Annotated in this window: 10 protein-coding genes and 1 riboswitch; of the genes, 5 read left to right on the top strand and 5 right to left on the bottom strand. The window is 75.8% G+C overall.

Annotated features, from left to right (window positions below; genetic code table 11):
* Positions 1-85: 85 nt before the first annotated feature.
* Genes ACIBCT_RS33470 through cobM form a run of 3 tightly spaced genes read left to right on the top strand, consistent with a single transcriptional unit; the run spans position 86 to position 2,512 of the window.
* Positions 86-475, top strand: a complete 390-nt coding sequence (locus ACIBCT_RS33470; protein ID WP_399195537.1) for a pyridoxamine 5'-phosphate oxidase family protein — start codon at positions 86-88, stop codon at positions 473-475.
* Positions 468-1,772 carry a precorrin-6y C5,15-methyltransferase (decarboxylating) subunit CbiE gene (cbiE, locus tag ACIBCT_RS33465; protein WP_399195535.1) on the top strand — a complete coding sequence of 435 codons (1,305 nt, stop codon included), beginning with the start codon at positions 468-470 and terminating at the stop codon, positions 1,770-1,772. The genes ACIBCT_RS33470 and cbiE overlap by 8 nt, the downstream gene beginning before the upstream one ends.
* Positions 1,769-2,512, top strand: a complete 744-nt coding sequence (gene cobM, locus ACIBCT_RS33460; protein WP_399195533.1) for a precorrin-4 C(11)-methyltransferase — start codon at positions 1,769-1,771, stop codon at positions 2,510-2,512. The genes cbiE and cobM overlap by 4 nt, the downstream gene beginning before the upstream one ends.
* Before the next feature lie 90 nt (positions 2,513-2,602).
* Here the strand turns inward: cobM and ACIBCT_RS33455 are convergent, their stop codons facing one another.
* The gene (locus ACIBCT_RS33455; protein ID WP_399195531.1) at positions 2,603-3,676 is read right to left on the bottom strand and encodes a cobalt-precorrin-5B (C(1))-methyltransferase; all 1,074 of its coding nucleotides are present in this window, start codon (positions 3,674-3,676) and stop codon (positions 2,603-2,605) included.
* 41 nt (positions 3,677-3,717) lie between these two features.
* On the opposite strand from ACIBCT_RS33455, the gene ACIBCT_RS33450 reads away from it, so the two are divergent.
* A complete protein-coding gene (locus ACIBCT_RS33450; protein WP_399195529.1) occupies positions 3,718-4,485 on the top strand; it encodes a cobalt-precorrin-6A reductase in 768 nt (255 codons plus the stop codon).
* Here ACIBCT_RS33450 and ACIBCT_RS33445 read toward each other — a convergent pair.
* The 3 genes from ACIBCT_RS33445 to cobG are packed head-to-tail and all read right to left on the bottom strand — an operon-like array spanning position 4,473 to position 8,049.
* On the bottom strand, positions 4,473-6,083 hold the full coding sequence (locus tag ACIBCT_RS33445) for a precorrin-2 C(20)-methyltransferase (RefSeq protein ID WP_399195527.1): 1,611 nt from the start codon (positions 6,081-6,083) through the stop codon (positions 4,473-4,475). The two genes, ACIBCT_RS33450 and ACIBCT_RS33445, sit on opposite strands and share 13 nt — an antisense overlap.
* Positions 6,080-6,706 carry a precorrin-8X methylmutase gene (locus ACIBCT_RS33440; protein WP_399195524.1) on the bottom strand — a complete coding sequence of 209 codons (627 nt, stop codon included), beginning with the start codon at positions 6,704-6,706 and terminating at the stop codon, positions 6,080-6,082. The genes ACIBCT_RS33445 and ACIBCT_RS33440 overlap by 4 nt, the downstream gene beginning before the upstream one ends.
* Positions 6,703-8,049: a precorrin-3B synthase gene (gene cobG / locus ACIBCT_RS33435; protein ID WP_399195522.1), complete on the bottom strand. Its 1,347-nt coding sequence runs from the start codon at positions 8,047-8,049 to the stop codon at positions 6,703-6,705. Before cobG ends, ACIBCT_RS33440 begins: the two co-directional genes overlap by 4 nt.
* A 72-nt stretch (positions 8,050-8,121) precedes the next feature.
* Positions 8,122-8,246, top strand: a riboswitch (cobalamin riboswitch).
* Positions 8,247-8,356: 110 nt separating this feature from the next.
* Here cobG and cobN point away from each other — a divergent pair.
* Positions 8,357-12,061 carry a cobaltochelatase subunit CobN gene (cobN, locus tag ACIBCT_RS33430; RefSeq protein WP_399195520.1) on the top strand — a complete coding sequence of 1,235 codons (3,705 nt, stop codon included), beginning with the start codon at positions 8,357-8,359 and terminating at the stop codon, positions 12,059-12,061.
* A 51-nt stretch (positions 12,062-12,112) separates the two neighbouring features.
* Here the strand turns inward: cobN and ACIBCT_RS33425 are convergent, their stop codons facing one another.
* On the bottom strand, positions 12,113-13,054 hold the full coding sequence (locus tag ACIBCT_RS33425; RefSeq protein ID WP_399195518.1) for a siderophore-interacting protein: 942 nt from the start codon (positions 13,052-13,054) through the stop codon (positions 12,113-12,115).
* Between the last annotated feature and the right edge of the window lie 21 nt (positions 13,055-13,075).

The raw sequence follows: 13,075 nt of genomic DNA, 5'->3' as shown, positions 1-13,075 counted from the left end.
GCGCGTCGGCCGGTGCGGTCCACGGGGGCCGCGGGGGCAGGGCTAGCATGTCGCCCGATGGAACGGCGTCGGGAGGGGCGGGGCGTTGAAGGATCTCGGAGAGGAGCTCCGCGCCTTCTGGCGGGAGCGTCACCTGTGCACGCTGAGCACCGTGCGCGCCGACGGCACGCCGCACGTCGTCCCGGTGGGGGTGACGCTGGACGCCGACTCCGGGATCGCCAGGGTGATCACGTCGGGCGGGTCGCACAAGGTCCGGCACGTGCTGGCGGCGGGTGAGGAGGGCGCGGCCGTCGCGGTCTGCCAGGTGGACGGGCGGCGCTGGTCGACGCTGGAGGGACGGGCTGTGATCCGTACCGACCCGGAGTCGGTCGCGGACGCCGAGCGTCGCTATGCCGAGCGTTACCAGGTGCCGAGGGAGAACCCCGCCCGCGTGGTGGTGGAGATCCACCTCACCCGGGTGCGGGGCAATGTCTGACCCGGTGGCCGATCCTGCGACCGGCCACACGAACGGCCACACGACCGGCCACACGACCGACCCCGTGACCGGTCCCGCGGCCGGCCCGGTGACCGTGGTCGGGATCGGGGCGGACGGATGGGCCGGCCTGCCGGAGGCGGCGCGCCGGGAGCTGCACGCCGCAGAGGTGCTGATGGGCGGCGCGCGGCAGCTCGCGCTCGTTCCCGAATCCGGTGCCGAGCGGGTGACGTGGCCCTCGCCGCTGCTTCCGGCGCTGCCCGGCCTGATCGCCTCCCATCGGGACCGCAGGATCTGCGTGCTGGCCAGCGGCGACCCCATGTTCCACGGGATCGGCACGACCCTGGTACGGCTGCTCGGCACCGGCCGGGTCCGGGTGCTGCCGCACCCGTCGTCGGCCTCGCTGGCCTGTGCCCGGCTGGGCTGGGCGCTCGACCGGGTCGAGGTGGTCAGCCTGGTGGCGCGCCCGGCCGAGGTGCTGCACCCCGCCGTCCACGACGGCCGGCGCGTCCTGGTCCTCGGCGCCGACGGGCGCACCCCGGCCACGGTCGCCGCCCTGCTCGTCGCCCGCGGGTACGGGGCCAGCTCGGTGACGGTCCTGGAGCGGCTCGGCGCCGCCGAGGAGCGGATGGTCACCGGCACGGCCGCCGGATGGTCCCTGCCGGCGGCCCACGACCTCAACGTGGTGGCCGTGGAGTGCCGGGCCGGCACCGGGACGGTGGCGCTGCCGAGGTTGCCGGGCCTGCCGGACGAGGCGTTCGAGCACGACGGCCAGCTCACCAAGCGGGAGGTGCGCGCGGTCACCCTCTCCCGGCTGGCACCGGTCCCCGGTGAGCTGCTCTGGGACGTCGGCGCGGGTGCGGGCAGCATCGGCGTGGAGTGGATGCGCGCGCACCCCGACAACCGCGCCGTCGCGGTGGAGTCCCGCCCCGACCGTGCGGCGGCGATCGCCCGCAACGCCGCGGCGCTGGGCGTTCCCGGCCTGGAGGTGGTGACCGGCGCCGCCCCCGCGGCGCTGGCCGGCCTGCAGCGGCCCGACGCCGTCTTCATCGGCGGCGGGGTGACCCTGCCGGGAGTGGTGGAGGCGTGCTGGGAGGCGCTGCGGCCGGGGGGAAGGCTGGTGGCCAACGCGGTGACCGTCGAGTCGGAGGCCGTGCTGGCCTCCCGGCACGGCGAGCTGGGAGGGGAGCTGGTGCGGCTGGCGGTCAGCAGGGCCGCCCCGGTGGGGGGGTTCACCGGCTGGCGGCCGATGATGCCGGTCACGATCTGGACGTGCTCGCGGAGTGGGGAAGAGCGATGACGGTGCGTTTCATCGGTGCCGGGCCCGGTGCCGCGGACCTGGTCACCGTACGGGGACAGCGGGCCATCGAGGCCGCGCCGGTCTGCCTGTACGCCGGGTCGCTGGTCCCCCGGGAGCTGCTGGAGTCCTGCCCGCCGGGCGCGCGGCTGGTCGACACGGCGAGGATGGCGCTGGGGGAGATCGTCGCGGAGATGGTCGCCGCGCACCGGGCCGGGCACGACGTGGCCCGGCTGCACTCCGGCGACCCGTCGGTGTTCAGCGCGATGGCCGAGCAGATGCGGCGGCTGGACGCCGAGGGGGTGCCGTACGAGGTGGTGCCCGGGGTTCCCGCGTTCGCCGCGGCCGCGGCGTCGCTGCGGCGCGAGCTCACCGTGCCCGGGGTGGGGCAGACGATCGTGCTGACCCGCACGTCGGTGCGGGCCACCCCGATGCCCGAGGGGGAGGATCTCGGCACGCTGGGCCGGAGCCGGGCCACGATGGTGCTGCACCTCGCGGTGCAGCGGATCGAGGAGGTGGCGGCCGAGCTCGTGCCCAACTACGGCGCCGACTGCCCGGTGGCGGTGGTGGCCAGGGCCAGCCGCGACGACGAGGTGATCCTGCGCGGGACCCTGGACGACATCGCCGAGCAGGTCCGCCGGGCCGGGATCCTGCGGACGGCGGTGATCGTGGTGGGCCGGGTGCTGACCGCCTCGGAGTTCCCCGACAGCCACCTGTACTCGGCCGCGCGCCGCCGTGACTGACCCGTTCCGGGCCGTCCGGCCGCGCGGGCCGTACCGGACGAGATCGGACGGACCATGGCCACGCGGACGCGGGCCGGAGGGCGGGCGGGTTCAGCCGGCGCGGCCGACGACGGTGCCGGCGCGGTCGATGACCACCACGTCCACGGCCACCGGCGCCTCGCGCAGCACGCCCGCGGCGGTACGGCGGGCGCCCTCGGCGACCAGGTCGCCCAGCGGCAGGCCCGCGTCCTGGCACAGGTGCAGCGCGTGCAGCGCCGTGTTGGCCTCCAGGACGCGACCGGCCAGGTCCTCGTCCCCGCCCGCGGAGCGCACCAGCCCGGCCAGCATCGCGGGATCGACCTGGGAGCGCCCGGAGTGAAGGTCGAGGTGACCGTCGGCGAGCTTGGAGAGCTTGCCGACGCCCCCGGCGATGGTCAGCCGGGGAACGGGGTGCCGGCGCAGGTACTTCAGCACCGCCCCGGCGAAGTCGCCCATGTCCAGCAGCGCGTCCTCGGGAAGCCCGTACAGCTCGGCCGCGACCCTCTCGGAGGTGCTGCCGGTGCAACCGGCGACGTGGGTACGGCCCGCGGCCCTGGCCACGTCGATGCCGCGGCGGATGCTGTCGATCCAGGCCGAGCACGAGTAGGGCACCACGATCCCGGTCGTGCCGAGGATCGACAGGCCGCCCAGGATGCCCAGGCGCGGGTTCCAGGTCCTCTTCGCCAGCTCCTCGCCGCCCTCCACGGCGATCTCCACGAACACGTCGCCGCTCCCGCCGTGCCGGGCCGCGACCTCGGCCACGTGCTCGCGCATCATCGCGCGGGGGACGGGGTTGATCGCGGGCTCGCCCACCGGCAGCGGCAGGCCGGGCTTGGTGACGGTGCCGACCCCCGGGCCCGCGCCGAAGACCACCCCGGTGCCGGGGGCTCCGTGCCGTACGGTCGAGGAGATCAGCGCGCCGTGCGTCACGTCGGGATCGTCACCGGCGTCCTTGACCACCGCGGCCGTCGCGGCGGCGCCGGTGAGCCCCTCGGTGGCCAGGGCGAAGGACGGGTGCCGCCCACCGGGCAGGGTGATCCGCACCGGGTCGGGGAACTCGCCGGTCAGCAGGGCGGTGTACGCGGCCGCGGTGGCCGCGGTCGCGCAGGCACCGGTGGTCCAGCCGTGCCGCAGGGAAGTGCTCATGACCCAAGCATCCGACGGTACGGGCGGAAAGAGGTGGCGGGGTGGCGAACATCCTGATCCTGGGCGGCACGGACGAGGCCAGGAGGCTGGCCGCCGCGCTGGCCGGGCGCGACGGCACGCACGTGGTGTCGTCGCTGGCGGGCCGGGTGCGCGATCCGCGGCTGCCGGTGGGCGAGGTGCACGAGGGCGGCTTCGGCGGCCCCGGCGGGCTCGCGACCTGGCTGGTGGAGCGGGGGATCGGCACGGTGGTGGACGCCACGCACCCGTTCGCGGCCCGGATGACCGCCTCGGCGGTCGAGGCGACGGCCCGGACCGGCCTGCCACTGCTGATCCTGCGCCGGCCGGGCTGGCAGGCCGGGCCCGGTGACGACTGGCGCCGGGTGCCGTCGCTGGAGGCCGCCGCCGCGCTGCTGCCCTCGCTGGGGAAGCGGGTCTTCCTGACGACCGGCCGCAGGAGCCTGCCGGTCTTCGCCGGCCTCGACGACCACTGGTTCCTGGCCCGGTCGGTGGACCCGCCCGAGCCGCCGATGCCGCGCCGCACGGAGGTGCTGCTCAGCCGGGGGCCGTTCACCGTGGAGGGGGAGACGGCCCTGATGCGCACCCACCGGACAGAGGTGCTGGTGACCAAGGACAGCGGCGGTGAGATGACCACGGCGAAGCTGAGGGCCGCCCGCGAGCTCGGCCTGCCGGTCGTGGTCGTGGACCGCCCGCCCGCGCCCACCGGGGTGCCCGCGGTGGGGGACGTGCCGGCCGCGCTCGCCTGGCTGGAGGGCGCGGCCGTTCCCGGCGGGAGAGATCATGCCGGGTAGCGCCGGGGGGTGAAGACCACCCGGCCGCCGTCCCGTTCGGTGACCCGGGTGGTGGAGGAGCCCACCAGCAGGAGGCAGCGCATGTCGACCGCGTCCGGGTCCAGGTCGCCGAGGGTGGTGACGGTCACGCTCTCGGCGGCGCCGCCGACGTCACGGCCGATGACCACGGGCGTGTGCGGCGCGCGGTGCTCCAGCAGCAGGTCGCGGGCCGCGGCCACCTGCCAGGTGCGGCTCCGGGAGGCCGGATTGTAGATCGCCAGGACGAGGTCGGCCCGCGCGGCGGCGCTGATCCGCCCGGCGACCACCTCCCACGGCTTGAGCAGGTCCGACAGCGACAGCACGCAGTAGTCGTGGCCCAGGGGAGCCCCGGCCCTGCTGGCCACCGCGTGCGCCGCGGTCAGGCCGGGCAGCACCCGGACCGGCACGCCGGTGAACCTCGGCTCGCACGCCACCTCCAGCACCGCGCTGGCCATCGCGAAGACCCCGGGATCGCCCGAGGAGACCACCGCCACCCGGGACCCGGCCGCGGCCAGCTCCAGCGCGTGCGCGGCCCGCTCGGCCTCCACCCGGTTGTCGGTGGGGTGGCGGCGCTGGCGCGGGTTGGGCGGGACGCGGTCGAGGTAGGGGCCGTACCCGACGAGTTCGTCGACGGCGGCCAGTGCCTCCTGCGCCTCGGGGGTCAGCCAGGGCCGTCCGGCCGGGCCGAGCCCGACCACCACCACCTCGCCGCGCGCCCGGCCCACGCCCGACACCGGCACCGCGTCCGAGACCGGCACCGCGTCCGCGGACAGGGACGGGGACGGGATCGGGGACGCGGTGACGGCCCCGGGGGAGGGGACGGGAACGGGAGGGGCCGCGTTGACCGGGCTGGGGATCAGCGCCAGCGAGAAGTACGGGACGCCGTCCGGGTCGACCTCGGCCAGCGGGGCGATGCGCTGCTGCCCGGTGGTGGCGCGCTCGACGTACCACGCCTCGTCCAGGCGCCCCGCCTCGGCGAGGGCGTCGCGGACCTTGGTGAAGGTACGGCCGAGCTTCAGCACCGCGGCCGAGTCGGTGGCCGCGAGACGCTCGGCGAGCACCTCGGCCGGGAGCGTCCCGGGCAGCACGGTCAGCACCTCGTCGCGCTCGACCAGCGGGCGCCCCAGCACGGCCGAGGCACCGCTCACCGAGGTCACGCCCGGCACGACCTCGGTGGTGTAGCGGTGCGACAGGCGCTTGTGCATGTGCATGTACGAGCCGTAGAAGAGCGGGTCGCCCTCGCACAGCACCACCACGTCGCGACCGGCGTCCAGGTGGGCCGCGAGGCGCTCGGCGCAGTCGGCGTAGAAGTCGTCGATCGCCCCCTGGTAGCCGCCCGGATGGTCGGTGGTCTCGGTGGTGAGCGGGTAGATGAGGGGTTCCTCGATCCGGCCCTCGCGCAGGTAGGGGGCGGCCACCGAACGGGCGATGCTCCGGCCGTGGCGGGCGCTGTGGAAGGCGATCACGTCCGCCTCACCGATCAGGCGGGCGGCCTTGACGGTCACCAGCTCGGGGTCGCCCGGCCCCAGTCCCACTCCCCACAGCCGTCCGGTCGCGCGTACGGTCACGTCGTCGCTCACTCTTCCTCGCTCGCGATCGCGTTGACCGCGGCGGCGGTCATCGCGCTTCCACCCCGGCGTCCGCTCACGACGAGGTACTCCAGGTTCGCCGGATGCTCGGCGAGGGCCTGCTTGGACTCGGCGGCGCCGATGAAGCCGACCGGGACGCCGAGGACGGCGGCCGGGCGCCCGGCACCCTGCTCGACCATCTCCAGCAGCCGGAACAGCGCGGTGGGCGCGTTGCCGATCGCGACCACGGAGCCCTGGAGCCGGTCGCGCCAGAGCTCCAGGGCGGCGGCGCTGCGGGTGGTGCCCAGCTCCGCGGCGAGCTCCGGCACCCGGGGGTCGCCGAGCGTGCAGATCACCTCGTTGCCGGCGGGCAGGCGGCGCCGGGTCACCCCGGAGGCGACCATCATGGCGTCGCAGAGCACCGGCGCGCCCGCGCGGAGCGCCTCGCGGGCCGACGACACCACCCCGGCCGACCAGCGCAGGTCGTCCACCAGGTCGACCATCCCGCAGGCGTGGATCATGCGGACCGCCACCCGGGCGACGTCCGCGGGCAGCGCGTCCAGGTCGGCCTCGGCGCGGATGGTGGCGAAGGAGCGGCGGTAGATCTCCGCGCCGTCGCGGACGTAGTCGATCACAGTTCCCCTCTGGCGGCCGTCACCGCGGCCGCGGTCTCCTCGATGCCCGAGCAGGTCAGGCCGGTGCCGTCCAGCTCCAGGCGGTAGCCGTGGCCGGTGGCGACCACGTCGGCGACCCGCCCCTTCGGGCGGCCGCAGCGTCTGGCGCACCCCGCCCAGTGCACCGGGAGCGTATCGGTGCGGGACGCGTCCCGGGCGGGCGGGGCCAGGGCGACGACGGCGGTCGCGTCGGCCCGCACGTCGGCCAGGGACTTGGCGCAGCCGGGACGTCCGGCGCAGGCCGTGACGCCGATCCACGGCGAGCCGGGGTCGACGACCAGGCCGGCGGCCCGCAGCCGGCCGGCCGCGTCCGCGGCCTCGGCTCGGGTCAGGCCGGGCAGGACCGCGCCTCTCCAGGGGGTCAGGCGGATCTCCCCGCCGGAGGCGACGTCGGCCAGCACCTCGGCCTGGGCGGAGGTCAGCCGTCCCAGGGGAACCGCCACCCCGAGCGCGACCCGCGCGGGGCCGCTCCGGGCGGTGCCGGGGGGTGCGGCGGTGCCGATGAGCCCCACCGGCCCGAGCGCCACGGGCCGCGGCCGTACCGGCTCGGAGGGGGGCGCCTGGACGGTGCGATCCGCGGTGGGGTCCGCGGGGAGGGCGGCCGATACGCGGGCGGTGACCAGGGCGGGCCCGTCGGGGAGCTCGGAGATCCGCCAGGCGGTGACGTCCAGGGCGGCCAGCTCGTCGAGGAACGCCTCGGCGGCGGCGAGCAGGGCGGTCACGGCCTGGTCCGTCCCGACGCGCAGGCCGGTGTCGGTCCCGGCGAGGAGCAGCGCGAACCGGTCCGGCCCGACGGCCAGGACCGCCGCGTCGGCGCCGAGCCCGGCCACGTCGCCGCGCCCGTCGTCGAGGGCGAACATGAACCGGCCGGGCAGGGCGGCCAGCGCGGGCCGGGCGCACAGTCGCCGGTCCAGCTCGCCGATCAGCGGGGTGACGTCGGCGACCCCGCCGCCGGGACCGTCCAGGCCGGTCAGCGGGGAGGCGAGGATGTTGCGGACCCGCTCGTGGGTGGCCGAGGGCAGCAGTCCCGCCCGCGCCATCCGCGCGGCGAACCCGTCGTCCGGGGCGGTGGGGTCGTCGTCGTGGGCGAGACCGCGTACCTGCACGTTGGCCCGGGAGGTGAGCTCGACGGCGCCGTCACCGTGAAGGCGCGCCGCCGTGGCGAGTTCGCGCAGCCGGGCGGGGGTGAGCCGGCCCCCGGGCACGCGGACGCGGGCCAGGCCGCCGTCGGCGGCGGCGTGGACCTGAAGCGCTCCGGGACATGCGTCAGGCCGTGATCGTCCATGAAAGTCGGCAATGTCCACTCACGGGATGCTAGTGCCAGTTTCTTGCGGGGAGCCGGACTGCCGTAGTGTCATCGGTGGCGATGGCGTTGGGAGGAAGCCGGTGTGATTCCGGCGCGGTCCCGCCACTGTGACCGGGGAGCGAACCTCAACCGGGCCACTGCCCGGCGACGGGCGGGAAGGCCGGGGCGAGCACCGATCCGGGAGCCAGGAGACTCCAGCCGTCGCGGCCGACGACGACCCGGGGCGAGGACCCCGAGGGAGGATGCTCCGTGCGCTTTTCGCCGTTCCCCCACCGCAGTGCGACCCCGCCGATGGAGTGTGGCGCGTGATCCTGCTGCTCTCGACCTCCGACACCGACCTGCTGAGCGCCCGCGCGAGCGGCGCCGACTACCGCCTGGGAAACCCCGCCCGCCTGGGCGTCGCCGACCTGCCACCGCTGCTGGAGGGCGCCGAGGTGGTCGTGGTACGGCTGCTCGGCGGGCGCCGCGCCTGGGAGGAGGGGCTGGACGCCCTGCTCGCCGGTCCCCGTCCCGTCGTCGTGCTCGGCGGCGAGCAGGCCCCGGACGCCGAGCTGATGGAACTGTCCACCGTGCCCGGAGGGGTGTGCGCCGAGACGCACGCCTACCTCGCGCACGGCGGCCCGGCCAACCTGACCGAGCTGTACCGCTTCCTGTCCGACACGCTGCTGCTCACCGGGCACGGGTTCGCCGCGCCCGCCCCCACCCCGACCTGGGGGACGCTGGAGCGCGAGGCGCGCGACCAGGACGGGCCGGTCGTCGGCGTGCTGTACTACCGCGCCCACCACGTGGCCGGCAACACCGCCTTCGTCGAGGCGCTCTGCTCGGCGATCGAGGACGCCGGAGGGCGGGCGCTGCCGCTGTACTGCGCGTCCCTGCGCACGGCCGAGCCGGGCCTGCTGGAGGCGCTGCGCACGGTGGACGCCCTGGTGGTGACGGTCCTGGCCGCGGGCGGCACCCGCCCGGCGACCGCGTCGGCCGGCGGGGACGACGAGGCGTGGGACGTTGGCGCGCTGGCCGAGCTGGACGTGCCGATCCTGCAGGGCCTGTGCCTGACGAGCAGCCGCGCCTCCTGGGAGGAGAACGACGACGGCCTGTCCCCGCTGGACGCCGCCACCCAGGTCGCCATCCCCGAGTTCGACGGGCGCATCATCACGGTGCCGTTCTCCTTCAAGGAGATCGACGAGGACGGGCTGACCGTCTACGTGGCCGACCCCGAACGCGCCTCGCGGGTGGCGGGCATCGCGGTGCGCCACGCCGCGCTGCGGCACGTGCCGCCCGCCGAGCGACGGCTGGTGCTGATGCTGTCGGCCTACCCCACCAAGCACGCCCGCATCGGCAACGCCGTCGGCCTGGACACCCCCGCCAGCCTGGTGCGCCTGCTGGCGGTGATGCGCGAGCGCGGCTACGACATCGGCGCCGAGGGCGAGCTGCCCGGGGTGACCGAGCAGGACGGTGACGCGCTCATCCACGCGCTGATCGCCGCGGGCGGTCAGGACCGGGACTGGCTCACCGAGGAACAGCTCGCCGGCAACCCGGTGCGCATCGCGGCGACCCGCTACGCCGAGTGGTACGCCACGCTGCCCGCGGACCTGCGGGAGGGGATGGAGCGGCACTGGGGACCGCCCCCCGGGGAGCTGTTCGTGGACAGGTCGGCCGACCCGGAGGGCGAGATCGTGCTGGCCGCGCTGCGCGCCGGCAACGTGGTGGTGATGGTGCAGCCGCCGCGCGGCTTCGGGGAGAACCCCATCGCCATCTACCACGACCCCGATCTGCCGCCCAGCCACCACTACCTGGCCGCCTACCGCTGGCTGGCCGACGGCTTCGGCGCCCACGCCGTGGTCCACGTGGGCAAGCACGGCAACCTGGAGTGGCTGCCCGGCAAGTCCGCGGGCCTGTCGGCCTCCTGCGGGCCGGACGCCGCGCTCGGCGACCTGCCGCTCGTCTACCCGTTCCTGGTCAACGACCCCGGCGAGGGCACCCAGGCCAAGCGGCGCGCGCACGCCACCCTGGTCGACCACCTGGTGCCGCCGATGGCCCGCGCCGACAGCTACGGCGACATGGCCCGGCTGGAGCAGCTCCTCGACGAGCACGCCTCCATCGCGGCGATGGACCCGGCCAAGCTGCCCGCGATCCGCGCCCAGATCTGGACGCTGATCCAGGCCGCCCGGCTGGACCACGACCTCGGCGTCGCCGACCGGCCGCACGATGCCGAGTTCGACGACTTCCTGCTGCACATCGACGGCTGGCTGTGCGAGGTCAAGGACGTCCAGATCCGCGACGGCCTGCACGTGCTGGGCGCCGCCCCCGAGGGCGCGGCGCGCGTGGACCTGGTGCTGGCCATGCTGCGCGCCCGGCAGATGTGGGCCGGCGGCCAGGCGCTCGTCGGCCTGCGCGAGGCCCTCGGCCTGGCCGAGGACGGCAGCGCGGCGCGGATCGGCGTCGACGAGGCCGAGACCCTGGCCCGCGCCCTGGTCGAGGGCATGGAGGAACGCGGCTGGGAGGTGTCCGCCGCCGCCGAGGTGACCGCCGCGGTCCTGCGCCCGGCGACGGACCTTCCCGGCCCCGCCGGCCTCCCCGGCCCTGCCGGTCCCACCGGCGCGGACGGTACGGCGGGTGCGGCCGGTGTCTCCGGGACGGACGGCGCCCGCGCCGCCGACCCACGGACGGTGGAGGAGATCCTGCGGTTCGCCGCGCTGGAGGTCGTGCCGAGGCTGGCGCGTACCACCGACGAGATCGACGCGATCCTGCACGCCCTCGACGGCGGCTACGTCCCCGCCGGGCCGAGCGGGTCACCGCTGCGCGGGCTGATCAACGTGCTGCCCACCGGCCGCAACTTCTACTCGGTCGACCCCAAGGCCGTGCCGAGCAGGCTGGCCTGGGAGACCGGGCAGGCGATGGCCGACTCCCTGCTGGAGCGCTACCGCGCCGACACCGGCGACTGGCCGCGCTCGGTGGGGCTGTCGGTCTGGGGCACCAGCGCCATGCGCACCGCCGGGGACGACGTGGCCGAGGTGCTGGCGCTGCTGGGCGTGCGGCCGGTCTGGGACGAGGCCTCGCGCCGCGTCACCGGCCTGGAGCCGATCCCGGCCGTCGAGCTGGGCCGGCCCCGGGTGGACGTCACGGTCAGGATCAGCGGGTTCTTCCGCGACGCCTTCCCGCACGTGGTGGCCATGCTGGACGACGCGGTGCGGCTGGCGGCCGGACTGGAGGAGCCCGAGGAGCTCAACTACGTGCGCGCGCACGTGCTCGCCGACCACGCCGTGCACGGCGACGAGCGCAGGGCCACCATGCGCATCTTCGGCTCGCGTCCCGGCGCCTACGGGGCCGGTCTGCTGCCGCTGATCGACAGCCGCAACTGGCGCGACGACGCCGACCTCGCCGAGGTGTACGCGGTCTGGGGCGGCTTCGCCTACGGCCGGGACGTGGACGGGGTGCCGGCCAGGCAGGACATGGAGACCGCCTACCGCAGGATCGCGGTGGCGGCCAAGAACGTCGACACCCGCGAGCACGACATCGCCGACTCCGACGACTACTTCCAGTACCACGGCGGCATGATCGCCACGGTCCGGGCGCTCACCGGCAAGGCCCCGGCCGCCTACATCGGCGACAGCACCAGGCCCGAGGCCGTCCGCACCCGCACCCTGTCGGAGGAGACCTCCAGGATCTTCCGCGCCAGGGTGGTCAACCCGCGCTGGCTGGCCGCCATGCGCAGGCACGGGTACAAGGGCGCCTTCGAGCTGGCCGCGACCGTCGACTACCTGTTCGGCTACGACGCCACCACCGGCGTCGTCGCCGACTGGATGTACGACAAGCTGGCCGCCACCTACGTGCTGGACCCGGAGAACCAGGAGTTCATGGCCCGGTCCAACCCCTGGGCGCTGCACGGGATCGCCGAGCGGCTGCTGGAGGCCGCGAACCGGGGCATGTGGGAACACCCCGACCCGGACGTCCTGCGCGACCTGCAGGAGGTCTACCTCAAGTCCGAGGGGGACCTGGAGGACGGCGCCTGATCCGGTCCCGCCGGGTCGTTCCCGTGGAGCGGCCCGGCGGTGACGGACCGGTCAGTTGTTCTCGGAGCGGCCCAGCCGCCAGTAGCCCATGAACGCCACCGAGGAGCGGTCGATCCCGACCTCCTGGACCAGGTGCCGGCGCAGCAGCTTGACCACCGCGGCCTCACCGGCCAGCCAGGCGTACAGGCCCTCACCCGGCGAGGACTCCGGCACCTCCCAGAGGATCTCCGCGTCCACGTCGACGTCCTCCAGGCCGCCGGTGGCGGGCCCGGCCGGCGCGGCGGCCGGCGGGACGAGCGTCCGCAGGACCTCGTGGACGGCGGGGACGAGCAGGTCGCCGTGGCGGGCCCCCTCGCGCGGCAGCCAGACGACCCGCACGCCCGGCGGGAGGTCGAGCGGGAGCTCGTCGGCGGCCTCGGGGACCTCGAGCAGCGCCGTGGCCGGTACCGCGCCGGAGAGCGACTCGACGATCGAGGTGATGGCGGGCACGGCCGTCTCGTCCCCGGCCAGCAGCAGGTGCGTGGCACCGGCCGGCTGCGCCCACTCCTGGCCACCGGTGGGGCCGGGGTGGGCGGCGTTGGGGCCGACCACCAGGACCCGGTCGCCGGGCGCGGCACGGGTCGCCCAGCGCGAGGCCGGGCCGCTCTCGCCGTGCAGGACGAAGTCGACGTCCAGCTCCCGCAGGTGCGGCCGTACCGCGCGCGCGGTGTAGGTGCGGATCGGGTTGCGCAGCTCGTCGGGCAGCGCCCTCCAGCGGCGGTACCAGTCGGCGTCGTCGCCCAGGGGGGTGATCCCGCCGTCCGGCAGCGGGAGGATCACCTTGATCCGCTGGTCGAAGCCGTGGTCGGCGAAGCCCGCGAGGTCCTCGCCGCCGAAGGTGATCCGCAGGAAGCTCGGGCTGAGCCGCGCGACGCGCACGACCCTCACATCGTGGCAGCGGTAGGCCGGGACCTCCGCCGCGCGCTCAAGGGTCTGCTCGCTGCCCGCTGTCATCGTGCCGCCTTCGCCGAGGGA

Source organism: Streptosporangium sp. NPDC050855 (assembly GCF_044456585.1).
Classification (GTDB): Bacteria; Actinomycetota; Actinomycetes; order Streptosporangiales; family Streptosporangiaceae; genus Streptosporangium; species Streptosporangium longisporum.
Note: the sequence above shows the minus strand (reverse complement) of the source record. Positions and strands in the feature narration are given on the sequence as shown.

Coding starts and splice junctions, on each gene's coding strand:
- cbiE (WP_399195535.1), top strand. CDS start 468: ATGTCTGACCCGGTGGCCGATCCTGCGACCGGCCACACGAACGGCCAC.
- cobM (WP_399195533.1), top strand. CDS start 1,769: ATGACGGTGCGTTTCATCGGTGCCGGGCCCGGTGCCGCGGACCTGGTC.
- ACIBCT_RS33455 (WP_399195531.1), bottom strand. CDS start 3,676: ATGAGCACTTCCCTGCGGCACGGCTGGACCACCGGTGCCTGCGCGACC.
- ACIBCT_RS33425 (WP_399195518.1), bottom strand. CDS start 13,054: ATGACAGCGGGCAGCGAGCAGACCCTTGAGCGCGCGGCGGAGGTCCCG.